The following is a 25,702-nucleotide window of genomic DNA, read 5'->3' on the forward strand; positions in this document are numbered from 1 at the left end:
ATTGTTTGTCTTTCAACTTCAATTTTACCACAGGTGGATGCCTGTTGCTTATTTTTTACAACATTTGAGGCTGGGGTGAATTTTTCCCTCAGCCTCTTGTTTTGCGCTAAAAACCAGGTCATCCAGTAGAATATTGGCTAACAGAGGCCTTAAAGGTCCTCCTTGTGGCGTTCCTTCCTCCGTTTCCCGGACGACCCCGTTCACTATCACTCCGGCATTCAGATAAGCGCGTATCAGCCTTAGCACAAATTTATCTCTCACCTTGCGGACCACTCGAGCCATGAGTATATTATGGTTGACGCTGTCGTGCTCGTCGTACGAACGCATCGGTTCCTTTTCACCTTTCGGTTCGGCCCTTCCGCTTTCCGGCGTCCCATACTGGCGTACTATAGCCTCTGCTGACTCCTGCGGATTCAGTAGAATCTTTCGACTCTGGTTACCAAATCGCTTGGCGTATTCCACAGGCCTCCTCAGATAAGAACATCATCTTTCCTCCTGCGCTTGCCCAAGTTTACCGCTACAGCCTTTGGCGGCTTTGGATTTTGTTGTGCGTTGGCAACTCATCCGACTATAACGGCCTCAAATTGGGTTCGTGTACCTCAAGCCGTGCGTTTGCCTACGGCTTCCTTCAGATTCCGCCTCGCGAAGCACACCCTTGCCTTTGGCTAACGGTAGGCGCTCGCCAGCCCCAGTTCAAGACTTTTACTCTATAGATGACGCCCATGCTGGGCGTACAGCACAAAAGAAAGGAGTCTGGCAGTCAGACTCCTTTCTTTTATGTTTATTTTTTCTTATTCACTTGTTTTTTTGCTCCTTTTTTAGTTGCCTTTATTTTTTTTGCTTTTTTTACCGCTTTTTTAGTGGATTTTTTAACAGGTTTTTTAACAGTTAATTCAACTTTTTTAGTAGGAGTTGTAGGAGTTGCCGGAGTTGCCGGTGTTGCAGCTGCAAATGCCATACTAGAACCTATAAAGCTGGCTAAGGTGCCTACTAAGATAATTTTTTTGGTTGTTTTTAACATAAAAATACGCCTCCTTTAAATTTAAATTTATTTAGCATGCATATATTTTTTTAAGCAAATTCTATGCCAAAACAAATTGTCGCCGAATTATTCATTTAACAGGACTTGCTTGTAATACTTTTGAAAAAAATGGGTAATTTTCGCCCATACCTTTGGGCAAAAATTACCCACGATCTTTTTAATCCTGTAATTTATGCTCTTTCATCTTAGCATATAAAGAACGTCTATTAAGCCCAAGTTTTTTTGCCGCTAAAGTTCTATTCCAATTAGTTTCCTCTAAAACCTTTAATATTATCTTTTTTTCAATATCAGCAATTATCTCTTTAAGAGGCAAATGCTTAAAATCGTTTTCAATTTCAAAATCTGTTAAATTTATAGGTAAATGTTCTGGCAAAATTATATTTGATTGTGTCATAATTACCGCTCTTTCACAAATGTTTTCTAATTCCCTTATATTTCCAGGCCAATCATAATTTTGCAAAATCCTCAGCGCATCATTAGATATACCCTTAATTTTTTTGTTAAATTCAATGCTATATTTATTCAAAAAATATTGTACCAATTGTGGTATATCTTCCTTGCGTTCTCTTAACGGAGGTAAAAAGATAGGAATAACATTTAATCTAAAATATAAATCTTCTCGGAAACTACCCTCTTTTATCATTCTCTCCAAATTTTTATTTGTTGCAGCAATAATCCTTACATCTATTTTAATTGATTCAGTTCCACCCACTCGTTGAATTTCTTTTTCCTGTAAAACTCTCAATAATTTAGCCTGAATAGGTAAACTTATCTCCCCAATTTCATCCAAAAAAATACTTCCATTATTCGCCAGTTCAAATAATCCATATTTTTTACTAACTGCACCCGTAAATGCTCCACGTTCATGACCAAATAATTCACTTTCTAATAAATTTTCTGGTAGAGCTGCACAGTTTACTTTAATGAATGGTCCATTATGACGGTTACTATTGAAATGAATTGCTTTGGCTACTAATTCTTTACCTGTTCCGCTTTCTCCAGTTATTAAGACAGTAGCATTTGTGTTAGCAACCTTACCTATAATTTTATAAACCTCTTGCATAGATGAACTATTTCCTATAATTGTTTCTGGTTGATAAACCTGTTCTAGTTGCAAACGTAACTCTTTTATTTCACTAGCTAATTGTTGCATTTCTAATGCTTTTTTGATTATTAATAATAATTCCTCAATGTTAAAAGGTTTAACAATATAGTCAAATGCCCCCAGCTTCATAGCCTGAATTGCTAATTCTGTTGTAGAATAGGCAGTCATTAGAATTACATTAATGTTTTTGTTTTCATTTTGTATTTTCTTTAAAATATCAAAACCGCTTAAACCTGGCATTTTTATATCCATCAATACTACACTAATTTGATGCTTGTTTATTAATTCCAAAGCCAACTGCCCGTTTACAGCCTTGAAAACTTTATAACCTTCTTCCTCAAGTACTTCTTCTAAAAAATCAAGCACACTATCTTCATCATCAACTATTAATATATTCATGTACTGATCCCTCCTTCATAAGGTTTTAAATTTCTCCGTTTTTCTCGCTTAATCTCAGATTTCACTTTGACAATAACCAACCATTTGGCTGATTATAACGGCAGTGCATAATCTTGGATGAATATGGGTAACCACAACCAGACCGCTTATGCATTTTACAATATCTGGTCGGTAGAATTCCACATATTCTCCAGCGGCAACCCTCCCATGTCTCACAGGGTCTTTGCCCTAAATTCCCTCGTTCTGCCTGCACTGGAGGTGGAATGTCAGAAATGCTCCTTTACAGGGTCTTAGCCCGAATGGATGTTAGCCTGACTATCCCGACTCCTGGTTGTCAAAGTGCTAATCTTTATTGATTAAGCAAGAAAAACAGAATCATTCCTTTCCGCACACCGCCTGACTGCCCCTGACGCCGCGGTCTTGAGCCTGACAAGGGCCACACAGCAGCTCCGCTCGCCCTTGACAGGCGAAAAGGAGCGTGGTGTATAATGGCCTCTTGCGGTGGGCGTTTATACGCTGCCGCCATCATCGGCCGTTTATTTGTGATTTATTCCCAACACTCTTGGGGAACAGGGTGGTTTAAGGATAATATTACAACAAATTCACTGCCTTTATTTTCCATACTATGAACTTCTATTTCCCCACCATGATTTTTTACAATTTCATATGCGATAGCCAAACCTAATCCCATACCTTTAGGTTTTGTAGTAAAAAAAGGATCAAATAACCTAGAGTATAACTGAGTTGGTATGCCCACTCCAGTATCTTTAAAACTAATTTTTATGGCTTGCTGTTTTTCATCAAACCAGGTAGTAATATGTAATGTCCCACCATCTGGCATAGCTTGTATAGCATTGTAAATTATATTATTAAAAACAATTTCCAGTTGACTTTCATCACATCTAATCAAGGGTAAATTTTGCTGTAAATCAATTTTTATTTTTATAGAAGTTGGAATAATTTCTTGGACAAAAGCCAAAACTTTTTTAATTATATGATTTACATTTTGTTCTATCAGATTTATCTGTTGTGGTTTAGCAAAAAAAAGCAGTTTTTCAACCAGGTTATTTAAACGTTCAATCTCTCTAGTTATCGTTTTTAAAGCTTTTTGACTAGGAATTTGATTTCCTTTTTTTAGCCAAAATTGAATATAACCATGTATCGCAGTAAGAGGATTGCGAATTTCATGAGCAACCCCAGCCACTAGCGTCCCTAAAGATGTTAACCTTTCACTTCGTCTGATAATGCTAAGCATTTTTTCTCTTTCAGTTATATCTCTTATTGTTAAAGCTATACCCAAGAATTTTTCATTGAAATCTTTTAATATTGCTGTTCCTATCAATAAATCTATTTGTTGTTTTGCTCTATTTGTTAATGTTATTTTTTTATCTTTTATTCCTTGTTCATATTTATACGTTTCATCTATCACCTGTTTAATTTCATCTTCAATTATTATTTCAGTATACTTTTTATTGTTCATTTCAATAACCGGGTTTATCTGTAATATGTTTATAAAAGCTCTATTAATTAAAATTATTTTCTTGTCAAAATCCAATGCCAATATTCCTTCATCAATACTATTTAATATTATTTTGTTATAACCATAAACTCTTCTTAATTCTTCAGATAAACTATTAATTGCTTTGGCGATCTCACCTATCGGGCCTACACTAACAGGTATAAAAGTATTTAAATTTTGTTTTAACTGTGACAGGCCATATTTTATTTTTTTTACCTCTTTTTCAAAATTATTTATTAAAAAAACACTACCACTAATACCAACTAAAAAACCTAATATAATTATTTTATAAATTTTATTCCTGCTATTTTCAAGATTTTGTATTGATGGTTGTAAATTTTCTCGTACCCAAACTACACCAATAATTTTACCGTTTACATAAACAGGTGAATAACCCTCTATACTACCGTTCTGATTATTTACTCTTATTATTTTATTTCTACTTCTAATTACATTTATAAAAATATTTTGTTGATTTGGTGTAAAAGTTTCAATTAAAGAAATCTCGCCAGGCAGACTATTACTTATAATAATCTGATTTTCTAAAGAATAAAATCCAATCTCTGTTTTAGGAAAGTTATTACTAATAGAATCTATAACTTTTTTAATTTCTAATCCAAATGGTTTTGATATGCTAATCTTAGGTACAGTTATATTTATTTTTTTCTGTTTCTTTCCAATTATTTTAAAATTGGTCTTTTTAAATTCATATAATGGAATCGTTTTAGAGATAACTATTTCTAAAATCTTATTAAGATTACTTTTCTGTTGCTCTAATAAAACTTTTTGTGTTTGATTTATTTCCCAAAGTATAAAAAAAGACAGAACTGATGTTATCAACAATACCATTCCTATTAAAACTAAAATCTGAAAAATTAAGCCCTTAGAATATATTTTTTTCAAAGTTCTCCTCCCTCCTCTCCTAGAACTTTTTTAATTTTAACAATATTAATCTAGAAAAACAAAAAACTGCCTGCAGTCAAAAGCAAACAGGACTCATAATTTACTAACTCAACTTTCGCATGTCTGAAAACCAAGCAAACTCTCGAAATAAGCGGAAAAACTGGCTTTTTCTACTGCTTTAATGACACTTTCAATGGTTCTTGAGTATGTCTACTATCTTTATTGCTTGTCTCTTTTCTTTCATCACTTGTCCTCATATTTCTACCTTAACACTCTAAGTTATCCACATCAAGCCTTAAAGCATAATTTCCTAAAACAAAAAAGGCCTCTTCCCCGCGGGGAAGGGCCTTATTTTACTTGCCTGCTACCTTTTGCCAGTCGGCCAGGAACTTCTGAATCCCGATGTCAGTCAATGGATGCTTCAGCATTTGTTGCAATACCCCGTATGGGATGGTGGCAATATGGGCACCCGCTTTGGCTGCCTCAACTACATGCATGGGATGACGGATGGAAGCAGCGATGATTTCCGTTTCCAGTCCGTGCAAGTCGAAAATGGCAGCGATATCGGCAATCAGCTGGATACCATCATGGCTGATATCATCCAGGCGCCCGACAAAGGGGCTGACATAAGTGGCCCCCGCCAGGGCAGCCAGCAAGGCCTGGCTGGCGGAAAAAATCAGAGTGACATTGGTGCGAATCCCTTCTTTAGCCAGCACCTTAACCGCTTTCAAACCTTCGCCGGTCATGGGGATTTTGATCACGATATTGGGATGAATAGCTGCCAGCTGCCGGGCTTCAACCAGCATCCCTTCCGCTTCAGTGCTGATTACCTCGGCACTGATGGGCCCATCCACAATAGCGCAGATTTCCCGTACTACCTCTTCGAAATTTCGTCCTTCTCTGGCAATCAAGGACGGGTTAGTGGTAACTCCGGCAATGACTCCTAAATCGTTAGCTGCTTTAATTTCTTCGATATTGGCTGTATCAATAAACAATCTCATGCTTTACCACTGCTCCCGAATACCCGTATTTTTTCCCGGATTACTTCAATAGCCGCTTCCCTGGCCGGAGTCAGCACCTTGCGCGGATCAATTTCCTTTTCATCCCGAGCCAGCACTTCCCGCATGGCGGCGACGAAGGCTTCCCGGATATTGGTGTCAATATTTACCTTGCGCACCCCCAGACGGATGGCTTCCTGGATGGCTTCATCAGGTACACCGGAAGAACCATGCAAAACGATGGGAACATTTACCAGGGAGCGAATTTTCTTCAACCGCTCAAAATCCAGCCTGGGCACTCCCTTGTACTGACCATGGGCAGTACCGATAGCCACAGCCAGAGCATCTACGCCGGTGCGCTCTACAAAAATGCGGGCTTCTTCCGGGTCGGTGAACAAAGCCTCTTTTTCATCTACAGAGATATCATCCTCAGTACCACCGATTTTACCCAGTTCCGCTTCTACGGAAACACCTACTGCATGGGCCACGTCAATAACTTTTTTGGTAAGAGCAATATTTTCTTCCAGGGGTAATTTGGAACCATCGATCATGACGGACGAAAAGCCCGCCCGGATGCATTTCATCACCTGTTCGAAGCTGGTGCCATGGTCCAGATGCAGGGCCACCGGCACAGTAGCTTTTTCCGCTGCTGTTCTGGCCATTGCCACTATGTAATCCAATCCAGCATATTTGATGGCTCCCTGACTGGCCTGCATGATAACCGGAGCCTTTTCCGCTTCAGCTGCAGCGATGATCGCCTGGACAATTTCCATGTTGTTGCAGTTAAAGGCACCGACGGCATATCCGCCAGCTTCTGCCTCTTTCAGTAGTTCGGTAATCGGTACCAGTGCCATACGGATAACCTCCTTAATATTTTTAAATAGGCTGAAAAAGGAAAATACTAAACTTGTCCCTGCAAGTTTAGTATATGACCAGCCCAAACTCTTCTATGCTTATTTTTTGGTTTGTCCCTGGGGATAGGGAGAAAACAGCGGCGGTTCAATAATTGACAGGCTGCCGGCAGTCAATTCTACTTCCTTTAGGCTTTTGATAGCAGCTAATTCCTGTTCATTCTCCACATAAACTACCCCTACCGCATCACAATCCCGGCAATGCAGTTCTATTCGGTCAGGCAGAAGATCCATGCCGATATGGGGATTGCCACAACTGCAATAAACCGCCCCATCTACCGCCAGGTCCTGCAGATAACTGACCGCCTGTAACATCACTTCCGGGGCCCGAAAATAGTCGGCATCCTCTATCTCCTGCAGCAATTTCAGCAACTCGGCCTCGTGGTTTTTCACCAGGCGGGCTACCTGCTCTTTCGGGCCCAGGTGCCCCAGATCCAGTTTGCTGTCAGCACAGATCAGGTTCAGCACCTTCTTGCCCCATACCTGTTTGCGGTGGAACTGGTAGAGATGTTTGGCATCACAGAGGACACAATCCACCTGCAAATAAACTTCCTGTCCTTTTTTCATCTTAAAAGTTGCTACCCGTGCTCCGCAGGAACAGAAAATTTCCAGGCTCTGACCCTTATTCAGTTGAAAAAGCGACAAACTATGCAGTTCCAGCCGTCCACAGGCAGGACACCTGATCGCAACACTGGCCTGGGTTGTAATGACCATTGCTTTTACACCTCACTCGAAATTGAGTATTCGCCATCAACCCCCAAATTCCTGCTACGTTTTTGGTCCCACCCATAAAAATTTTGTCCCACTATCACAGGTATCTGGTTATGATCTGGCGCAACTCGTTGATATCAAAAGGTTTGGTCAAATACTCATCAATGCCTATTTTAGGCACCTGGGACATCACATCTAGCTCCCCGTATGCCGTCATTAAGATAATTCGACATTTTTCGCGTTTATCCTGCAATGCTTCTAAAACTTCCAAACCATTCATCCCCGGCATTTTCAAGTCAATCAACATGATGTCTGGCTGAAAACTAAGAAATTTTTCAATCGCTTCCTGGCCGCTAGCTGCCATTTCCAGCTGACTGGTTAAATCCTTGAGCGCTTCTCGCATTAACATGCGAATTCCTACCTGGTCATCCACAATTAAAATTTTCTTTTCTGCCAAATTTAGTCCCCCCAATCTCACTAGCTTAATTCCATATTCTGCACAAAAACAACTTTTCCTGCCAAAAAGGCAGGAATTTTATAAACAATCATATATTATGCTGGACAAACAAAAACCGCAGTTCGCACTGCGGTTGAGGTAAAGTCTTTTTCATAGAGAATTGAAAAAATCGCCAAAATGCTGAACAGCTATCCCAATACCTGCCCCGATTAAAATCAGGAACGCCAGGAAAATCAACAGAGGCGAAAATACAACCAACAAGGTGCGACCACTGCTGAGTTCGCTGATTTCCCGCATAGCCCAGTAGGGAAGGATCAGGGAACTGTAAATATATACAATCAGTGCTCCTAACCCCAGTAACAATTGATTGAGCACCCCTATTGCCACCAGCGCCTGCAGGGGGATCATTACTACTTGCACCGTTTGGGCCAATGCAAGTGCTGAAAACAGCGCCAGAGCAGAGCGGGGTATTCCCCCTAACATCTCCGCCAGTACCTGAAAATACCCCGCTTGCATTACTAACCAGACCAGGGAAAACAACGCCCCTGCAATGATCATCAAAATCTGCATGGAAGGCAGGCGAAAAAACTCCTGAACGAGGGCCAGCTCCTCTGCCCCTTGAGGAACATTATTCAATTCCCCCGGTAAAACCACATAAACCTGAGTAACCAGATTCAGGACCGCAACTATGATTACAGCCAGAAATGCCGCACCCGGCCGGGGCTGTTCCGCCAGAGAGCGAAAAAGACGCCGGGGCTGCACAAATACACCATAAATTAAATCCAGAAAACCCACGCTATTCTCCCCCTTTGATTCCACTCAACAGCTTCTTAAGAGCGACTTCTTCCGCAGGAGACAGGCGCAAAGGCCCGCTCAGTCCGACAGTTTCAGTGCTGCCGAAGATCTTGCGCCAGGGGGAAGGTTTACCCAGTTCTACCAGTTCTGCTTCTTCATCCAGATGGGCCAACTCCCTGGTTTTTTCCACTGCGGTATAGAAGTTGCCCAGTTCATCTACCAGCCCGGCCTCTTTGGCCTGGCGGCCGGTGAAAATCCGGCCATCAGCCAGGGCCTTGACCTTTTCCCGGGGCAATTTGCGCCCTTCAGCCACTACATCCACAAACTGTTCATAGATGTCATTGACCATGCCCTGCAGCAAAGCCTTTTCCTCCGGAGTCATAGGCCGGGCTTCACTGCCAATATCCTTCAACGGCCCGGATTTGATGGTATTATCGGTAATGCCCAGCTTGTCATACAGGCCTTTTAGTTCCTGAAACCGCATAATCACACCGATACTGCCGGTCATTGTAGCGGGATTAGCCACAATATAATCGGTTTTGGCAGCCAGCCAGTAACCGCCAGATGCCGCCACATCCCCCATGGAAGTGACTATCACCTTACCGGCTTCCCGCAGGCGGTCGATTTCTTCGCCTACCTCCTGGGAAGCAGCTGCACTGCCGCCCGGGCTGTTTATGCGCAGGATTACCGCCTTGATGCTATCATCTTCCCGGGCCTCCCTTAGTTGCTCCATCAAATCATCACCAGCAGCTACCGCCTGGCCAAAGATTCCATCCTCTGAGCGACCGCCTACAATGGGCCCTTCGACATATATAATTCCGATTTTATCCCCGCCTTTAGGGAGTGCAGCCTTTTTCTTTCCTTCTCCTCCCAAACCATTTTGTTTAATGGCCAGCAGTACCGGGATTACGATCACAGCGAGCAACACAAGGACTATGAGCCTTTTTTTCATGCTGTTCCCACCCTTCTCCTTACAGCTTATGGCGGGCTTTGCTGGCTTATGCCCTATTCAGAGCTGCACCGACAAAATCCCGGAACAGGGGATGGGGCCGGTTAGGCCGGGACTTGAATTCAGGGTGGAACTGGGTAGCCACAAACCAGGGGTGATCCGGCAATTCCACAATTTCTACCAGCCGCCCATCCGGACTGGTACCGGAAATCACCAGGCCCAGCTCAGTTAGCTGTTCCCTGAACTCGTTATTGAATTCAAAACGATGGCGATGGCGTTCATAAATCAGCTCTTCCCCGTAGGCCGTATAAGCCCTGCTGTCACTGGCGAGCTTGCAGGGATAGATGCCCAATCGCATGGTTCCTCCCATTTCCTCGATATCCTTCTGTTCCGGCAGCAGGTCGATAACAGGATAGGGAGTGTCACCAAACTCGGAACTGTTAGCTCCCTTCAATCCGGCTACATTACGGGCAAACTCGATCACAGCGCATTGCATACCCAGACAAATACCAAGGAAAGGAATCCCTTTCTCCCGGGCATAATTGATGGCCCGGATTTTGCCTTCAATTCCCCGATCCCCAAAGCCACCGGGTACCAGGATACCATCAGCTTCAGCCAGCAACTCGGCCGGATCCCGGCGTTCCATTTCCTCGGCACTGACCCAGAGGATATTAACAGCAGCTTCGTGATAAATACCGCCATGGCGCAGGGCCTCAGCCACACTCATGTAGGCATCCGGCAGCTCCACATATTTACCGACGACAGCGATATTGACAAAGGCGCGGGGATTCTTGACCTTTTCCACGATTTCTTCCCATTCCCGCAAATCCGCTTCCCCGCAGGTTAAGCCCAGTTTTTCGATCACGATATCATCCAGGCCCTCTTTTTTCAGCATCAGCGGCACTTCATATATGGACGAAGCATCTACTGCCTGAATCACTGCTTCAGGATCGATGTCACAGAACAGGGCCAGTTTTTCTTCCATCTCCCGGGACAAAGGCCGTTCGGTCCGGCAAACGATAACATCCGGCTTTATCCCGATACTGCGCAGCTCCTTGACACTGTGCTGGGTGGGCTTGGTTTTCAGCTCACCAGCAGCTTTAATATAAGGTACAAGGGTAACATGAATGTAAAGGACATTTTCCTTACCGATATCCCCTTTAATCTGCCGGATGGCCTCTAGAAAAGGCAGGGACTCGATGTCACCGACAGTACCACCGATTTCTGTAATCACTACATCAGGATTGGACTCCCTGGCTACCCGGTAAATCCGGTCCTTGATTTCATTGGTGATATGGGGAATAACCTGTACTGTTCCGCCCAGATAGTCCCCTTTCCGTTCCTTGCTGATTACCGACCAGTAGATTTTGCCGGTGGTCACATTGGAGTTTTTGGTAACACTGATGTCGACAAAGCGCTCATAATGCCCCAGGTCCAGGTCTGTCTCCGCTCCGTCATCGGTAACAAAGACTTCACCGTGCTGGTAGGGGCTCATGGTGCCGGGATCCACGTTGATGTAGGGATCAAACTTCTGGATAGCCACCTTCAGGCCTCTGCTTTTCAGGAGCCGACCTAAAGAGGCCGCAGTGATCCCTTTTCCCAGTGATGAAACTACTCCGCCCGTCACAAAGATGTACTTGGTCATTATAATTTTGCCCCCTCACAAAAAGAACAAATCAGCCGTGTACCAGCTGATTTGTTTTTTTTCCATACTGTACTATTTTAGCTTGTGGCGTCGATAATTGTCAAGTTAGATATCCCAGCTGTCATCAGGGGTGGTCCTGGTACCTACCAGTTCCCGTATGCTCCACAGCCCTTCACCCAGGTGAACAAATCTCTGGTCCAGGTTGATTTCCGTATAGGCACTGGCCATCAGCTGGGGCAAACTGCCCTTGAGCTGGCCTTCATTTTTTTGCTGTTCAGCCACTACCTGTTCCAGCAATTGCCGTACCGGTAAGGGTCTTTGTGCCTCCCTGAGGATGCGATAAGCCAATTCGGCATAGGAGTATTTTGCCACTGCTCCCAACTCCTCTCCCGCTTTCGGGGATATTGTTTGATACAATATTCGCCGTTTGTCAACGATTTCCTGCTGCTCTCACCAAAAAAACAAAAGCGCCAACCAGCAGGTCAGCGCAAGTTTTGCGAAACAATATAGCCCAGAAAGATGCCGACTATGCCCATAATCCCCGTCAAACTAGCGGGAGCTGGAATGGGCAGTTTCATGAAACCAAAAACCAGGCCTACGATGGCGCCGGACAAAGTGGCCATCAGCAGTTCTTTCATCGGTCATCCTCCTTTCCGCCGTTTCAGCCCCTCACACCCAACCGCCTCCTTTAACAGAAGGCAATTCTTATTATACGGAAAGGTCAGACCTTTGACAAGTGCTTTTTACATCCGTTCCGGAGCAGTTACTCCCAGCAGCCGCAAAGTATTGGCCAGAGCGATCTGAGTAGCCTTCACCAGTAAGACCCGGGCCTGATAGATTTTCTCTTCCTCCCCGATCACCCGGCAATGATTGTAGAAACTGTGGAAAGCCGCTGCCAGCTCGTGGGCATAACGGGCAATCAGGTGGGGTTCCAGGTTAATAGCCGCATAAGCAATCTCATCCGGCAGTTCCGCCAGTTTTTTGAGCAGATCCTGCTCTTCCGGTTGTTGCAGGCAGGCAAAATCCGCTTTTTCCACTGCCGGCAAGCTCAGCCCCTTCTCCTCGACCTGGCGCAGAATACTGCAGATACGGGCATGGGCATACTGGACATAATAGACCGGGTTTTCACTGGATTGAGTCCTGGCCAGGTCCAGGTCGAAATCCAGGTGGCTATCCGCACTGCGCATGATGAAGAAGTAACGGGCGGCATCTACCCCTACCTCTTCAATCAAATCCTCCAGGGTTACAAACTCCCCGGAACGCTTGGACATGCGGACAATTTCGCCGCCTTTGAAAAGGCGCACCAGCTGCATGATCACCACATCCAGCTTGTCCGGATCATAACCTAAAGCCGCCATAGCCCCTTTCATCCGGGCTACATGGCCGTGGTGATCAGCCCCCCAGATATTGATTACCCGTTCAAACCCGCGGTCAAACTTGTTCTTATGGTAAGCGATATCGGCCGCGAAGTAGGTAGGTACTCCATTTTTGCGAACCACTACTTCGTCCTTGTCATCTCCGAAAGCGGTTGCTTTAAACCAGAGAGCCCCGTCTTCTTCGTAAATATAGCCTTTCTGCCGCAGTTCCTCGATGACATTGGTCACCGCCCCGGAGTCATGAAGGGATTGCTCACTGAACCAGACATCATAGTGAACGCCAAAGCGCTCCAGGACAGTTTTGATCGCCCCCAGTTTTTCCTTGAGGCCAAACTGGATAAAATAAGCCCGGCGCTCAGCAGGAGCAACTGTCAGCCATTTGTCCCCTTCCTGATCGATCAGTTTCTGCATAGTCTCGATAATATCCCGACCATGGTAGCCCTCTTCCGGAAATTCTACATCCTGGCCCAGTAATTGCAAATAACGGGCTTCCAGGGATTTGCCGAAGTTTTCGATCTGGTTACCGGCATCATTGATATAAAACTCCCGGGTCACAGTATGACCGGAAAAATCCAGTAAAGCCGCAATGGTATCTCCTAAAGCCGCCCCCCGGGCATTGCCCATATGCAACAAACCGGTAGGGTTAGCGGAAACAAACTCCACCTGAACCTTTTTGCCACCACCGACCTGAGTGCGCCCGTAATCTGCCCCTTTGTTCAGCACTAGAGGTACCACCTGTTGCAGCCAGCGAGGATTTAAGCGGAAATTGATAAAACCCGGTCCCGCTACTTCAATAGCAGTAACTGTCTCCCCCAGTTTTGCTTGCAGGTAAGGCAGCAAGGTTTCGGCAATCTGCCGGGGCGCTTTTCTGGCCTGACGGGTTAGTAACATAGCGATATTAGTAGCAAAATCACCGTGAGCTTTTTCCCGCGGTATCTCCAGCACAAATTCGGGTATACTTTCAAGGGTCAGCTCTCCCCGCTCACGGCTCTCTTCCACCGCATAAAGGATGGCTTCATTCAACTGTTGGCGCAAGCTGGCAATCAAATTATCCATACACTGTTCCTCCTACCCACTCATTCTGCCTGGAAATTTATTTCCAACCAGTGGATGCCTATGTATTCTCCTGCCAAAAAAAGTTCATACTTTAGCTTAATATTTCCACCGGTCTCTGTCAAGTTTACCTCTGTCTGAATCGTTCTGGTTTCCAGGGCCAACTGTCCGTAGGGAGTGCGATAATTCCCCCGGCAATGTCTCCCCCGGCAAAAGCTCTGTTCCATTTCCACAGCTCCCCGGCGGCGAACTGTCAATTCCTCCCCATCCACCGTGATTTCCGTCCGGGTATCCAGCCCTGTTTCCGCCGGTTCCTGATAGAACAGGCGATACTGGTTGTTTTCCCTCAGATAATAGCCAGTGGTTTCCCACTCTCCCCCGCTATATTCTCCCCCTTTTTCCTGCTGATAACTGCGCAGCTGAATTTTCACCGTTAACACCCTGATCACCTCACCCGAGCTAAAAAAAATACCAGGTATCATTGTTTATGATACCCGGTTTCAAGGGGGACTGAAAAGATGTTATGCATAACCACTAACATAATAGCAAAACTTTTTGAATTTGCCAAGTCCTTTTTCGACATTAATCGACATTTTTCGCGAAACCCAGTTGAAAGGCTGTTAAATTGCTTTCCAGGAAACGGGCTGGAACTCTCGCTTGAATGGCTGCTTCCCAGTCAGCCAGAGCCCAGGGCAACCGGGCTGCCAGGGCCCCCAGCAAAACCAGGTTGGCACCCCGGGGGTTACCCGCCTGGCCGGCCAGTTCCTCGGCCGCTATTACCTGCACCTGCCCATAGGCTGCCAGTTTCCCGGTAACTTCTTGCGGATACGGGGCCGCCCCGATTACCACCGGTAGCGGGGGAATTTGCCGTTGATTGACAATGATTATTCCACCGGGCCGCAAATAATGAGCATAGCGCAGGGCTTCCAGTTCCTCAAAGGCTACAATGATATCGGCTTCCCCGCTTTCCACCAGGGGTGAAAAAACTTTTTCCCCTACCCGAACATGAGTGATCACACTTCCCCCCCGCTGAGCCATGCCGTGGATTTCCGACATCTTTACATCCAGCCCCTGGGCCAGGGCCGCCGCTGCCAGAACTTTGGCTGCTAGAATGGTTCCCTGACCACCTACTCCTACCAGCAATATATTCAGTATATCTGCCATTATGCCTCGCCCCCCTTGCTGCTGATGGCCTCCACCGGACATACCCGGGCACAGAGGTCACAGCCATTACATAAAGCCTGATCGATCACCGGCTTGTCCTCTCCCTTGCTAATGGCGGGACAACCCAGGGAGATACAGCGCCCACAGTTAAGGCATTTTTCCGGGTCAATAACCAGAGGCGGGTTTTTCTCCTTGACGATCAGGGCACAGGGGCGCCGTACGATTATTACTGAAGGCTCAGCAGCAGCCAGTTCTTCCTTCAGGATTTGCCGGAATGCTTTCAGTTCAAAGGGATCCACTTCAGCTATTCTTTTAACCCCACAGGCCCGGGCAATCGCCGCCAGGTCCACCTGGGGAGCCGCTTCCCCGCTCAGCCGCTGGCCAGTGCCAGGGTGAGGCTGGTGTCCCGTCATGGCTGTCGTCCGGTTATCCAGAATCAGCACCGTGCCGGTTCCGCCATTATAAACCAGGTCCAGCAAACCGGTAATACCGGAATGCAGGAAGGTGGAATCCCCGATCACCGCTACCGTCCGCCCTTTAAATTCTTCCGGATTGGCCTTTTCCATCCCCAGGGCCGCGCCGATACTGGCACCCATACAGATACAGGTATCTATGGCATTGAGAGGCGGCAATACTCCCAGGGTGTAGCAGCCGATATCCCCGGCCACCCGCAGCTTCAATTCCCGCAGCATGAAAAAGGTAGCACGGTGCGGGCAACCAGGACACAATACCGGTGGCCGATTGGGCACTTCCTGGTCTTGCGGTTGCCGGGGCAAATATTCTGCCTCCTCCTGCCGCCCACAAGCCAGCAGGATTTGCCGCCGCACCAGGGTTGCGCTCAATTCCCCCACCGGCGGGAAGAGCTTTTTGCCCTGCACCATAATCCCCATGGCCTTGACCTGTTCTTCAATCAAACCATCCAGTTCCTCCACAACGAAGACCTGTTCCACCCCAGCGGCCAGTTCCTTTATTTTTTCTACCGGCAGGGGATTGGTCAGTCCCAGTTTCAACACTGTTGCCCGCGGAAAAGCTTCCCGAACATACTGATAACAAATACCGGAAGTGATAATACCCATATCCCGGTCTCCCCACTCCAGGCGGTTAATCTCCGCCGTTTCCGCCCAGGCAGCCAGCTGGCGCATTCTTTCTTCCACTACCAGATGGCGCTGCCGTCCGTAAGCAGGAATCATCACATATTTCTGCGGGTTTTTCTGGTAGGGTTTTACTTCCATAACCAGGGGTTCTCCCAGCTCTACCAGCGTCTGGCTATGGGCAATACGGGTATGAGTTCTGAGCATAACCGGGGTATCAAATTGTTCGGAGAGAGCCAGTCCCAGCAGGACAAAATCCTTGCATTCCTGGCTGTCTGCCGGTTCTAATACCGGAATTTTAGCCAGACGCCCGTAATAGCGGGAATCCTGCTCATTCTGGGAGCTGTGCATCCCCGGGTCGTCAGCAGCTACCAGCAAAAAGCCACCATTAACACCGGTATAAGCCAGAGTCAGCAAGGGGTCAGCAGCCACATTAACCCCAACGTGTTTCATGGTCACAATCGTGCGGGCCCCGGCAATAGCCGCCCCTGCCCCCACTTCCAGGGCCACCTTCTCATTGGGAGACCACTGGGCCTTGATGTTCGGGTATTTGGTCATGTTTTCCAGAATCTCTGTACTGGGTGTGCCCGGATAACCGGCAGCTACCACAACCCCGGCTTCATAAGCTCCCCGGGCAATGGCCTCATTGCCTGTCAGCAGTTCCTTCATTCTTTCTCCCCTTCCCCTCTTGCCGTAAATCCAGCACCCTTCTGGCTTTGCCGGTGAAACGCTCAATACTTCCCGGTGCTGCCAGACTGACTTTGGTGCCAATAGATAAAACATTTTGCAACTTGTGGCGAATTTCCTCTTCGATTTCCACCAGTTTCTTATAATCATCAGTAAAGTATTCTTCTTTTATTTCCACCCGAACCTCCAGATCATCCAGAAATCCCTTTTTCCGTACCACCAGCTGGTAATGGGGGGCTACGGCCGGCACAGTCAACAAAACGCTTTCCACCTGGGTGGGGAAAACATTGACACCTCGAATCACCAGCATGTCATCAGAACGGCCACAAACCCGGCTCATGCGCACAAGAGTACGTCCACAGGCACAGGGAGCATAGTCAAGGGTAGCCAGGTCCCGGGTCCGATAGCGCAAAATAGGCAAGGCCTCTTTGGTCAGCGGAGTAAACACCAGTTCCCCCTGTTCACCCGGACCAACCGGTTCACCGGTCTCGGGATTGATCAGTTCCACCAGAAAGTGGTCTTCATTAATATGCAATCCCTGGCGCGCCTGGCATTCCCCCGCTACACCCGGTCCCATCACTTCACTTAATCCGTAATTGTCAGTAGCAAACAGGCCCCATTCCGCCTCAATTTGCTGCCTGATTTCCTCCGACCAGGGCTCGGAGCCAAACAGGCCGATTCTTAAGCCCAGGGAACGGGGTTCAACCCCCATCCCCCGGGCTACTTCCGCCAGGTAAAGGGCGTAGGAAGGCGTACTGACCAGCACTGTAGTGCCAAAATCCTGCATCAACATTATCTGTTTCTCGGAATTGCCGGTAGAAGCCGGCACTATGGTAACCCCCACCTCTTCCAGACCATAATGCAATCCAAAAGCACCGGTAAACAAGCCGTAGCCAAAACAGATCTGGGCGATATCCTGCCGCTCAACTCCGGCCATGGTTACAATCCGGGCAATCAGATTGGCCCAGGTTTTCAGATCCTGTTTGGTATAACCGACAACAGTAGGCTTGCCGGTAGTACCGGAGGAGGCGTGCAAACGCACGATTTCCTCCAGCGGTACGGCAAACAGACCATAGGGATACTGCTCCCGCAAAACATCCTTGGTAGTAAAAGGCAACAAACGCACATCTTCCAGGCTCCGAATATCCGCCGGGGTTACTCCCTGCTCATCCAGCAGTTCCCGGTAATAGGGTACCCGTTCATAGGCTCTTTTCACTGTTGCCTGTAAACGTTCCAGCTGTATTGCCTGCAGCTCTTCCCGGTTCAAGCTCTCTTCCTTATCCCACATCCACCATTGCTCCTTCCTCTCCCTGGCTGATTCCACCTTCCTCACCGAATACCAGGGCCAGGTGATCCGCCGGTAATTGTTGACCCACCAGACTGAACACCGGTACCGTCAGGATAGAGGTCAACATGGCCAGACACCCGCCTAGAGGTATATATTTGGCATCCATCTGAAAATACCAGGCCCAGATAATGGAGAATGCCGCTCCTGCCACCATCCCGGCCAGAGCCCCCGTTTGATTGACCCGGCGGCTGTACAGCCCCCAGAGATAGGGTCCCAGAAAAGCCCCGGCCACCGTCCCCCAGGATAAAGCCATCAGGGTCAGGATAATTGCGGGTTTTTGCAGAGCAATATAGAGGGAAAAGCCGACAAAAACCAGGCTGAACAAACGCAACAGCTGCAAAACCCGACGGGGGGTTAAACCAGGGGCCAGCCAGCTATGGATCACATCCATGGTCAGGGCTGAACTGGCCACCAGTACCAGAGAAGATAGAGTTGACATGGAAGCGGATAAGACCAGCAGCAAGATGACCGCTGCTGCCCATTCCGGCAGGGCCTGTTTTAAAATCAGGGGCATGATCAGGTCGGCAGAAGGTTTCCCTGTGACCGGATCCAGGGGAATCTGGTCAAAAAAGAGGCGGCTGAAGGCACCGATGCCATAAGCTGCTCCGGAAATCAACAGGGCAAATAAGGTAGTGATACGAGTAGCGGTGTAGACCACTTTCTCATCGCGAATTGCACAGAATTTTTGCACCATCTGGGGCATCCCCCAGGTACCAAAGCTGGTAAGCAAGACCAGGGCCAGCAATTGCTCCAGACCCGGGCCCTGGGGAAAAAAACTGACCAGCTGGCTCCCCTTCTCTGCCAGCCGGCTGATACCGGTAGCCAGACCGCCTACCTGGGGAGCATGGAGGATATACCAGGTCATCACTCCGACTCCCCCCAGCATGACAATCCCCTGAATAAAATCTGTAACCGCTACTGCCAGATAACCGCCCAGAATAAGAAATACTGCCGTCACGGCAGCCATCAGCCAGGCCACCAGGGCGTAGGGAAGACCAAAGATTTGTTCAAAAAGGTAGCTTAAGCCCATGTAAACGGAAGCAGAATAAGGCACTAGGAAAACAAATATCAAACTGGATGCCAGTACCTTCATCAGCGGACTCTGATAGCGGGCCCGGAAAAATTCCGGCATAGTCATCACTCCCAGGCGCTCTGTCATTTGCCTGGTGGGACGGGCCAGCACCTTCCAGGCCAGCCAGCTGCCCAGCAGGGCATTGCCGAGAGCGACCCAGAGAGCGCTTAAACCAAACCCCCATCCTACTTTACCGGCATAACCAACAAAAAGAACGGCAGAAAAGTAAGTGGTACCATAAGCAAAAGCAGTCATCCAGGGCCCGACCTTCCTGCCTCCCAGAAAGAAGTCTCCCGGTGTCCTGTTTTTGCTGCGCGCCCACCAACCACTGCCGATCAGGATTGAAACAAAAAGAACCAGCAACACCCATTTAATCATTCTACCATACCTCCGTTCTGCTCTTTCCTGGCTTCCTGCTCATGCTCAGCTCTACTATCCTGCCATCCTGGACTGCACAAACATCCTGATACGCTTTAAAGCCTCCTGTAACTGGGCCAGGGAATAGGCATAGGAAATACGGATACAGCCTTCGCCGGCTGCCCCAAAAGCCGACCCCGGCACTACCGCCACCTTTTGCTCCCGCAGCAACTCGGTGGCAAACTGCTCGGAAGTTAGTCCTGTACTGCGAATGGAAGGAAAGACATAAAAGGCCCCTTCCGGTTCATGGCACTCCAGGCCTGCTTCCCTCAATCCAGCCACTACCAGTCGCCGCCGTCGATCATATTCCCGTACCATTGCCTCCATTTCCCCCCGGCAGCTCTTCAGCACTTCCAGTGCGGCCAGCTGCGCTGTAATCGGGGCACAGAGCATGGTATACTGGTGAATTTTCACCATGGCATTGATCAAATCAGGATGACCGCAGGCATAGCCCAGACGCCAGCCTGTCATGGCATAGGCTTTGGAGAAACCATTTAGCAAAATGGTACGCTCTTTCATGCCCGGTAAAGCCGCGATACTGAAATGCTGCCGCCCATAGGTCAGATGATGATAAATTTCATCGGCAATAACGATAAGATCACGGGCCCGGGCGATTTCGGCGATCCCTTCCAGGTCCTGACGGCTCAGGGTAGTACCAGTCGGATTATTGGGATAACAGAGCAAAACCGCCTTGGTGCTAGGGGTCAAAGCCTGTTCCAGAGCCGCCGGCGTCAAGCGGAATCCATCTTCCCAGCGGGTCGCTACTGGCACCGGCCGTCCTCCGGCCAGCAAAGTACAGGGCTGATAGGAAACATAAGAAGGCTCAGGGATAATCACTTCTTCCCCTGGATTGAGCAGAGCCCTCAAAGCAATATCCAGGGCTTCCGATACGCCAACGGTCACCATAATTTCTCGTCTGGGGTCATAGCTCACCCCCAGGTTAGCCTCCACATCCCTGCTAATGGCTTCCCGCAATTCCAGCAAGCCATGATTGCTGGTATAGTGGGTTTTCCCCTTCTCCAGCCCCCAGATACAGGCCTCCCGGCCCGCCCAGGGTGTGACGAAATCCGGTTCCCCTACCCCCAGGGAAATCACCCCTGGAGTTTCTGCTACCAGGTCAAAAAAGCGCCTGATCCCGGAAGGCGGAAGCTCCCGGACCAGAGTGGCCACCTTCTCAATCACGGTGACACCACCAGCCGCTCATCATCACCGGCATCCTCATCCAGAATTACACCGGCCTGTTTGTACTTTTTTAACACAAAATGGGTGGTGGTACTCTGCACATCTTCAAGAGTAGCCAGTTTTTCCGCCACAAACAGGGCTACTTCCTTCAGAGTGCGTCCCTCGATCAGTACCGCCAGGTCATAAGCACCTGACATCAGAAAAACCGACTTGACCTCCGGATAGCGGTAGATGCGCCGGGCTACGGCATCATAGCCCTTATCCCGCTGGGGAGTGATCTTGACATCGATCATGGCGGAAACAGCATCATCACCGAATTTCTCCCAGTTAATGATGGTATGGTATTTGACAATTACCCTGTCCGCCACCAGTCGGGCGATAGCCTGGGCCACCTCCACCTCCGGTTCTCCCAGCAAGCTTGCTATTTCCGCCGTTGTGTAGCGGCTATCCTGTTCCAGTAGCTCAAGAATTTCCCTTTCCTTGTTTTTATCCAAGCCACTCCCTCCCCTGTATAACAGCTGATTTTTATTTTTGTATATTATAACAGCTGGGTCAGTACCTCTACAACCCCTATTTTACCTTTTTCAGTAAAATCATGGCCATCCAGGCGCCAAATAAAGTGGAAACCAGAAAACCGGATACCCCCAGAACAGGATAGCCAAATACCTTGGGGCCAAAACCGGCATGCAAAATCAGGGCCGAACCAACAGTAATGGCCGCTACAATCATACTCAAAGCCAACCGACTGGATATAACTTCCAGCATATCATATAACCACTGTAAATTACGGTGATGAAAAATAAAGCGCATTTCCCCCCTGGCCAATTGCTCCAGAATTACATGCATCTGTCGGGGCAGGTCCCGATTCAGTTTCTGCCATTCTCCCCACCAGCGGGGCAAATCCTGCCACCACCCCTGCCATTCCCGTACCAGAGCCTGACGGCCCAGGGGTTCCGCTACCTCCAGGATATTGATTTCCGGATCCAGCTGAACCGCCAGCCCCTCAGCCAGCAATAGAGCCTTGCCCAGCAGAAAAAAAGGAGGCGGCATGCGAATCTGATGATTAACCGCAATTCCCACCATGCCCTGAATGATCTGGCCAAAGGAGATTTTCCCTCTCCCCATGCCCCTGGTTCGCTCCAGCAGGCAGGCCAGATCCTCGAATAACCGGTAAAAATCCACCCGGCCCCGGGGTTGACCCATCTTGAGGGTTAATTCCACTACCTCATCAGTCCGTTGCCGCCATAAAGCTACCATCAGCTGTGCTACCTGTTCCCGAAACTGTTGATCAAACCGGCCTACAGCCCCAAAATCCAGCAGAACTATTTTGCCCTCTCCATCCACCAGGATATTGCCGGGATGAGGATCGGCATGAAAAACCCCGGCATTAAACAGGGGATAAAGAAAAACCCCCAGCCAGTGCCGTGCCAGCTGCCGTCTTTGTTCCCATTCCTCCCGCTCAGCCAGGGCAGATAGTTTTTCTCCCGCGATATATTCCATAGTTAGTACATCCTTACTGCTATATTCCCAGAAAACCCGGGGCAAGCGCACAGGCCAGGGACATTCCCGATAGAGAAAGGCAAAATGTTCTACCGCCAGTCCTTCTGCCGAGAAATCCAGTTCCCGTCGGATAATGCGCCGGAATTGCTGATAAAGCTGCTCACTATCCAGCGTCTCCTGGATTACTCTCACTTTTTGCAGATAAGGCAGCAGCCGCTCCAGGGCAACCAGGTCCCCGTTGATCTGTCGTTCAATCCCGGCCCGCTTGATTTTAACAGCTACCTTTTCCCCGCTGGGCAAAATAGCAAAATGCACCTGGGCGATGGAAGCAGAGGCCAGGGGTTGCCAGTCAAAATAAGCAAAAAGCTCTTCTACCGAGCGGCCTAAGCCGCGCTGGACCTGAACCTTTACTTCTTCAGGGCTCATCAAGCCGGCCTGATCCTGTAACTCCCGCAACTGCTGACACAATTCTTCCGGCAGAAGATCCGGCCGGGTACTGGCTACCTGTCCCAGTTTGATAAAAGTCGGACCCAGTTCCTGCAGCAAAGCCCTGACCACCTCGCCAATGGCCTTCAATTCCCGCAAATGCCGGTAACGCCAGAGGTAATTGGCTATTTTCCAGGCTATTTCCCCGGTACGATCCACTCTGCTGTACAAATCTTACCACCTCAGGTTATATTCTGCCAAAAAAGTAAAAGGGCAATACCCGTATTCAGGTATTGCCCTTTTACTTACTTGACTACATCATAGCCGGCCTCTTCAATGGCAGCATGCAAAGCAGCTAAACCAGTTTGATTTTCATCATAGGTAACTGTCACTTGTTTGGCTGCCAGATCCACTACAGCCTCAGTGACCCCACCAACCTGCTTCAGCGCCTTTTCCACTGCCATTTTACAATGGCCGCAGCTCATGCCCTCGACATTGATGACTACCTGGGCCATTTAGCTCACCTCCTTCAACCAGGGCAGTAAAGATTTCTACAATTCGGGGATCAAACTGTTTCCCGCTCTGTTCCCTGATTTCCAACAGAGCCTGTTCCGGACCTTTGGCTTCCCGGAACACCCGGGTACTGGTCATGGCATCCCAGGCATCCACCACCGCCAGGATCCGGGCCTCCAGAGGTATATTATCTCCCGCCAATCCGTCAGGATATCCGGAACCATCATAGCGTTCATGGTGATGGCGGATAATCAGGGCTGCTTCTGCCAGAACCGGTATGGTCTTGACCACTGCCCCACCGGCAACAGCGTGTTGTTTTAACTGTTCCCATTCTGCTTCTGTTAAATCGCCTTCTTTGCACAAAATCTCCTTGGTTACTTCCATTTTACCAATATCATGGAAATAGGCTGCCAGTTGTAACAGATTAAGGCGTTCTGCCGTCAGACCCATTCGTTCTCCTACTTTACAGGCCAGCATCATCACCCGTTCGCTGTGCCCGAAAGTATAGCGGTCCCGGGCATTGATGACTGTAATCATAGTCTTTAGCCGTTCCAGCTTGTTTTTCTCTTCCGCCGGCAGAGACTCCAGCAGCGCATCCATAAAGGTCAGGTGGTAAGCCACCCGGTTACGGCCATTGTACTTGGCCCGGTACAGAGCTTCATCTGCCCGTTTGACCAGGTCTTCCAGGGTTTTGGCATGAACGGGATACTGGGCAATCCCGATGGAACAGGTTATCCGTCCACTGGGTTGCTGGAGCCGGCCTTCAAACCTGGAATCAGCCACTTTCTGGCGTATGCGTTCCGCAATGTCCAGAGCCTGTTCCAGGGAAGTCTCCCGCAGGATAATGGCAAATTCCTCACCCCCGTAACGGGCGACAATATCATCAGGTCGCACATTCTCCACCAGAATACGGGCAAATTCCTTTAACAGACGGTCCCCGGCCGGATGGCCAAAGGTATCATTGTACTGCTTGAAAAAGTCGACATCCAGCATCAACAAGGAAAGAGGCTTTTTATATAACTGCGCAGCCGCAATCTCTGATTGCAGTAGTTCATAAAATTGCTTCTGGTTATATAAACCAGTTAAACGGTCGGTAATTGCTCTGGTTTGCATTTCCTCAAAGAGCATGGCATTTTCCACCGATAACCCGATCTGGTGGGCCAGAGATGAAAGCAGACTGATCTCACTGGGGGTAAAAGTGTGTTTATGTTTGGTATAGACCTCAATGGTTCCCAGCAGCCCCCCCTTGCCCCTTAAAGGTACCACCAGCAGGGAAACGATCCCTTCAAAGCGTACCATCTGCACCCAGACAGTGCGTTCATCCCTGCGCAAATCATCGGTTGCAGATGGCAAATCGGTCAACATGACCCTGCCGCTATAACCTTCCCCTTTTTTCATCCTTACGGTTTTGACATATTCCCGGCTTAAGCCAATGGATGCTTTAATGCTCAGCTCATCAGCCTTTTCATCATACAGGAAAATAGCGGCATATTTGGCCCCGAATACTCTTTCTATCATTTCCAGGCCTCGTTGCAGGGTTTCGTCCAGATAGCGGGAAGCCACCAGCCCCTTGCTGGCTTCCTGCAAGTTCAGGAGGGAAACCGACAGGGTTTCAATAGCAGCCGCAATCTCCTCCAGCTCACTTCCTACTTTGGGCAGAGGAGAATGCAAATCAAATTTCAACCTCTGAATCCCTTCCTTGATTTTGTCTACATCTGTCAGCAGGGCCCGGGATAACCAGAAAACCCCGGCCAGGCCCATAACAAAGGTTAAAATAAAAACCAGTAAAATTTCGGTTTTCAGTTTATCGATCAGATTTTCAATTGGTTCAATAGTTCGCCAGACAAAGACATGACCAATTATCTGGTCATTACGGATCAGGGGACGCACAATCATCTGTACACCATTTTCAGTAAAAAGGTGTTCTTCCCAGATGTTTTTGTTTTCCAGCTGATGTACCCTGCGCAATAACTGGCGCAAAAACAGTTCTCCGCCCGGCGGTTCCTTTACCGCCACCAGCCAGTCCCGACCTTCCACATGGTAGGCTGCTCCCATCTCATCTGCGCTGCCTACCAGCTCAGCAGTGACCAGCCGTTGCAATTCCGCCTTGAGTTCCTGCCACTTGGTCCCTTCGGCAGCATTAATTACTCCCAGGCGGGCCATGATCATTTCAAAATCCCCTTCTATTTTTTTGTCCAAATGCAAGGATATCCGTTTAACCTGGTCCAGCATTTCGTCTTCAATCACTGATTTAGCCCGATAGACCGCCAGCCAGCCCGTCAGACCACAGGAAAAGAAGACAAGCACCGCTAGAATCAGCGTTAACCTGGTCCTCAGATTCAGTTTCATCTCCCCAAGCCCCTTTCTCCGCCATGAGCCCGAGTTATTCTGCCTGCTATCTAATAATTTATTTGTATTCTCCCTGCTGCAAAAAAATCC

23 protein-coding genes and 1 pseudogene are annotated in these 25,702 nt (G+C 48.2%); all 24 read right to left on the minus strand.

Annotated features, from left to right (window positions below):
- Positions 1-114 precede the first annotated feature (114 nt).
- Positions 115-306, minus strand: a pseudogene (locus B5D20_RS14085) (group II intron reverse transcriptase/maturase); the annotation flags it as partial.
- A 475-nt stretch (positions 307-781) separates the two neighbouring features.
- A complete protein-coding gene (locus B5D20_RS13840) occupies positions 782-1,021 on the minus strand; it encodes a hypothetical protein (RefSeq protein ID WP_078665372.1) in 240 nt (79 codons plus the stop codon).
- Positions 1,022-1,199: 178 nt separating this feature from the next.
- Complete coding sequence (locus B5D20_RS06235; protein WP_078665373.1) at positions 1,200-2,546, minus strand: sigma-54-dependent transcriptional regulator; 1,347 nt, start codon at positions 2,544-2,546, stop codon at positions 1,200-1,202.
- 547 nt (positions 2,547-3,093) lie between these two features.
- The gene (locus B5D20_RS06240) at positions 3,094-4,968 is read right to left on the minus strand and encodes an ATP-binding protein (protein ID WP_078665374.1); all 1,875 of its coding nucleotides are present in this window, start codon (positions 4,966-4,968) and stop codon (positions 3,094-3,096) included.
- Between the two features lie 353 nt (positions 4,969-5,321).
- On the minus strand, positions 5,322-5,969 hold the full coding sequence (gene fsa, locus B5D20_RS06245; RefSeq protein WP_078665375.1) for a fructose-6-phosphate aldolase: 648 nt from the start codon (positions 5,967-5,969) through the stop codon (positions 5,322-5,324).
- Complete coding sequence (locus B5D20_RS06250) at positions 5,966-6,820, minus strand: class II fructose-1,6-bisphosphate aldolase (protein ID WP_078665376.1); 855 nt, start codon at positions 6,818-6,820, stop codon at positions 5,966-5,968. The genes fsa and B5D20_RS06250 overlap by 4 nt, the downstream gene beginning before the upstream one ends.
- Before the next feature lie 99 nt (positions 6,821-6,919).
- Positions 6,920-7,591 (minus strand): hypothetical protein, encoded by a 672-nt coding sequence (locus B5D20_RS06255; protein ID WP_078665377.1) that lies wholly within the window; start codon positions 7,589-7,591, stop codon positions 6,920-6,922.
- A gap of 94 nt (positions 7,592-7,685) precedes the next feature.
- On the minus strand, positions 7,686-8,045 hold the full coding sequence (locus tag B5D20_RS06260; protein ID WP_078665378.1) for a response regulator: 360 nt from the start codon (positions 8,043-8,045) through the stop codon (positions 7,686-7,688).
- Between the two features lie 150 nt (positions 8,046-8,195).
- Positions 8,196-8,840 carry a YIP1 family protein gene (locus B5D20_RS06265; RefSeq protein ID WP_159071783.1) on the minus strand — a complete coding sequence of 215 codons (645 nt, stop codon included), beginning with the start codon at positions 8,838-8,840 and terminating at the stop codon, positions 8,196-8,198.
- Position 8,841: 1 nt separating this feature from the next.
- Positions 8,842-9,792: a signal peptide peptidase SppA gene (sppA, locus tag B5D20_RS06270; RefSeq protein WP_078665380.1), complete on the minus strand. Its 951-nt coding sequence runs from the start codon at positions 9,790-9,792 to the stop codon at positions 8,842-8,844.
- 46 nt (positions 9,793-9,838) lie between these two features.
- The gene (locus B5D20_RS06275; RefSeq protein ID WP_078665381.1) at positions 9,839-11,434 is read right to left on the minus strand and encodes a CTP synthase; all 1,596 of its coding nucleotides are present in this window, start codon (positions 11,432-11,434) and stop codon (positions 9,839-9,841) included.
- Positions 11,435-11,539: 105 nt separating this feature from the next.
- Entirely contained in the window at positions 11,540-11,806 is a 267-nt protein-coding gene (rpoE, locus tag B5D20_RS06280; RefSeq protein ID WP_159071782.1) for a DNA-directed RNA polymerase subunit delta, read from the minus strand.
- Between the two features lie 110 nt (positions 11,807-11,916).
- Entirely contained in the window at positions 11,917-12,072 is a 156-nt protein-coding gene (locus B5D20_RS06285) for a XapX domain-containing protein (RefSeq protein WP_078665383.1), read from the minus strand.
- 105 nt (positions 12,073-12,177) lie between these two features.
- Complete coding sequence (gene argS / locus B5D20_RS06290) at positions 12,178-13,866, minus strand: arginine--tRNA ligase (RefSeq protein ID WP_078665384.1); 1,689 nt, start codon at positions 13,864-13,866, stop codon at positions 12,178-12,180.
- Between the two features lie 20 nt (positions 13,867-13,886).
- Positions 13,887-14,303 carry a YwiB family protein gene (locus tag B5D20_RS06295; protein ID WP_159071781.1) on the minus strand — a complete coding sequence of 139 codons (417 nt, stop codon included), beginning with the start codon at positions 14,301-14,303 and terminating at the stop codon, positions 13,887-13,889.
- 142 nt (positions 14,304-14,445) lie between these two features.
- Complete coding sequence (locus B5D20_RS06300; protein WP_078665386.1) at positions 14,446-15,027, minus strand: indolepyruvate oxidoreductase subunit beta; 582 nt, start codon at positions 15,025-15,027, stop codon at positions 14,446-14,448.
- Positions 15,027-16,787 carry an indolepyruvate ferredoxin oxidoreductase subunit alpha gene (gene iorA, locus B5D20_RS06305; protein WP_078665387.1) on the minus strand — a complete coding sequence of 587 codons (1,761 nt, stop codon included), beginning with the start codon at positions 16,785-16,787 and terminating at the stop codon, positions 15,027-15,029. Before iorA ends, B5D20_RS06300 begins: the two co-directional genes overlap by 1 nt.
- Positions 16,762-18,093 (minus strand): phenylacetate--CoA ligase family protein, encoded by a 1,332-nt coding sequence (locus B5D20_RS06310; protein ID WP_078665388.1) that lies wholly within the window; start codon positions 18,091-18,093, stop codon positions 16,762-16,764. The genes iorA and B5D20_RS06310 overlap by 26 nt, the downstream gene beginning before the upstream one ends.
- Complete coding sequence (locus B5D20_RS06315; RefSeq protein WP_200803476.1) at positions 18,083-19,603, minus strand: sodium:solute symporter family protein; 1,521 nt, start codon at positions 19,601-19,603, stop codon at positions 18,083-18,085. Before B5D20_RS06315 ends, B5D20_RS06310 begins: the two co-directional genes overlap by 11 nt.
- A gap of 54 nt (positions 19,604-19,657) precedes the next feature.
- A complete protein-coding gene (locus B5D20_RS06320) occupies positions 19,658-20,824 on the minus strand; it encodes an aminotransferase class I/II-fold pyridoxal phosphate-dependent enzyme (RefSeq protein WP_078665389.1) in 1,167 nt (388 codons plus the stop codon).
- Positions 20,821-21,318, minus strand: a complete 498-nt coding sequence (locus B5D20_RS06325; RefSeq protein ID WP_078665390.1) for an Lrp/AsnC family transcriptional regulator — start codon at positions 21,316-21,318, stop codon at positions 20,821-20,823. The genes B5D20_RS06320 and B5D20_RS06325 overlap by 4 nt, the downstream gene beginning before the upstream one ends.
- Before the next feature lie 76 nt (positions 21,319-21,394).
- Positions 21,395-22,981: an ABC1 kinase family protein gene (locus B5D20_RS06330; RefSeq protein ID WP_078665391.1), complete on the minus strand. Its 1,587-nt coding sequence runs from the start codon at positions 22,979-22,981 to the stop codon at positions 21,395-21,397.
- Positions 22,982-23,055: 74 nt separating this feature from the next.
- Positions 23,056-23,265, minus strand: a complete 210-nt coding sequence (locus B5D20_RS06335; protein ID WP_078665392.1) for a cation transporter — start codon at positions 23,263-23,265, stop codon at positions 23,056-23,058.
- Positions 23,216-25,612, minus strand: coding sequence for a diguanylate cyclase (locus tag B5D20_RS06340; protein ID WP_159071780.1), 2,397 nt, complete (start codon positions 25,610-25,612; stop codon positions 23,216-23,218). The genes B5D20_RS06335 and B5D20_RS06340 overlap by 50 nt, the downstream gene beginning before the upstream one ends.
- Between the last annotated feature and the right edge of the window lie 90 nt (positions 25,613-25,702).

This window comes from Carboxydocella sporoproducens DSM 16521, from assembly GCF_900167165.1.
In the GTDB taxonomy this organism is placed as follows: Bacteria; Bacillota.

Bases quoted from the DNA above. Each gene is read 5' to 3' on its own strand.
- B5D20_RS06275 (WP_078665381.1), bottom strand. From the start codon at position 11,434: ATGACCAAGTACATCTTTGTGACGGGCGGAGTAGTTTCATCACTGGGA.
- sppA (WP_078665380.1), bottom strand. From the start codon at position 9,792: ATGAAAAAAAGGCTCATAGTCCTTGTGTTGCTCGCTGTGATCGTAATC.
- B5D20_RS06335 (WP_078665392.1), bottom strand. From the start codon at position 23,265: ATGGCCCAGGTAGTCATCAATGTCGAGGGCATGAGCTGCGGCCATTGT.
- B5D20_RS06315 (WP_200803476.1), bottom strand. From the start codon at position 19,603: ATGATTAAATGGGTGTTGCTGGTTCTTTTTGTTTCAATCCTGATCGGC.
- argS (WP_078665384.1), bottom strand. From the start codon at position 13,866: ATGGATAATTTGATTGCCAGCTTGCGCCAACAGTTGAATGAAGCCATC.
- B5D20_RS06235 (WP_078665373.1), bottom strand. From the start codon at position 2,546: ATGAATATATTAATAGTTGATGATGAAGATAGTGTGCTTGATTTTTTA.
- B5D20_RS06340 (WP_159071780.1), bottom strand. From the start codon at position 25,612: ATGAAACTGAATCTGAGGACCAGGTTAACGCTGATTCTAGCGGTGCTT.
- B5D20_RS06310 (WP_078665388.1), bottom strand. From the start codon at position 18,093: ATGTGGGATAAGGAAGAGAGCTTGAACCGGGAAGAGCTGCAGGCAATA.
- B5D20_RS13840 (WP_078665372.1), bottom strand. From the start codon at position 1,021: ATGTTAAAAACAACCAAAAAAATTATCTTAGTAGGCACCTTAGCCAGC.
- iorA (WP_078665387.1), bottom strand. From the start codon at position 16,787: ATGAAGGAACTGCTGACAGGCAATGAGGCCATTGCCCGGGGAGCTTAT.
- B5D20_RS06300 (WP_078665386.1), bottom strand. From the start codon at position 15,027: ATGGCAGATATACTGAATATATTGCTGGTAGGAGTAGGTGGTCAGGGA.
- B5D20_RS06250 (WP_078665376.1), bottom strand. From the start codon at position 6,820: ATGGCACTGGTACCGATTACCGAACTACTGAAAGAGGCAGAAGCTGGC.
- B5D20_RS06255 (WP_078665377.1), bottom strand. From the start codon at position 7,591: ATGGTCATTACAACCCAGGCCAGTGTTGCGATCAGGTGTCCTGCCTGT.
- B5D20_RS06285 (WP_078665383.1), bottom strand. From the start codon at position 12,072: ATGAAAGAACTGCTGATGGCCACTTTGTCCGGCGCCATCGTAGGCCTG.
- fsa (WP_078665375.1), bottom strand. From the start codon at position 5,969: ATGAGATTGTTTATTGATACAGCCAATATCGAAGAAATTAAAGCAGCT.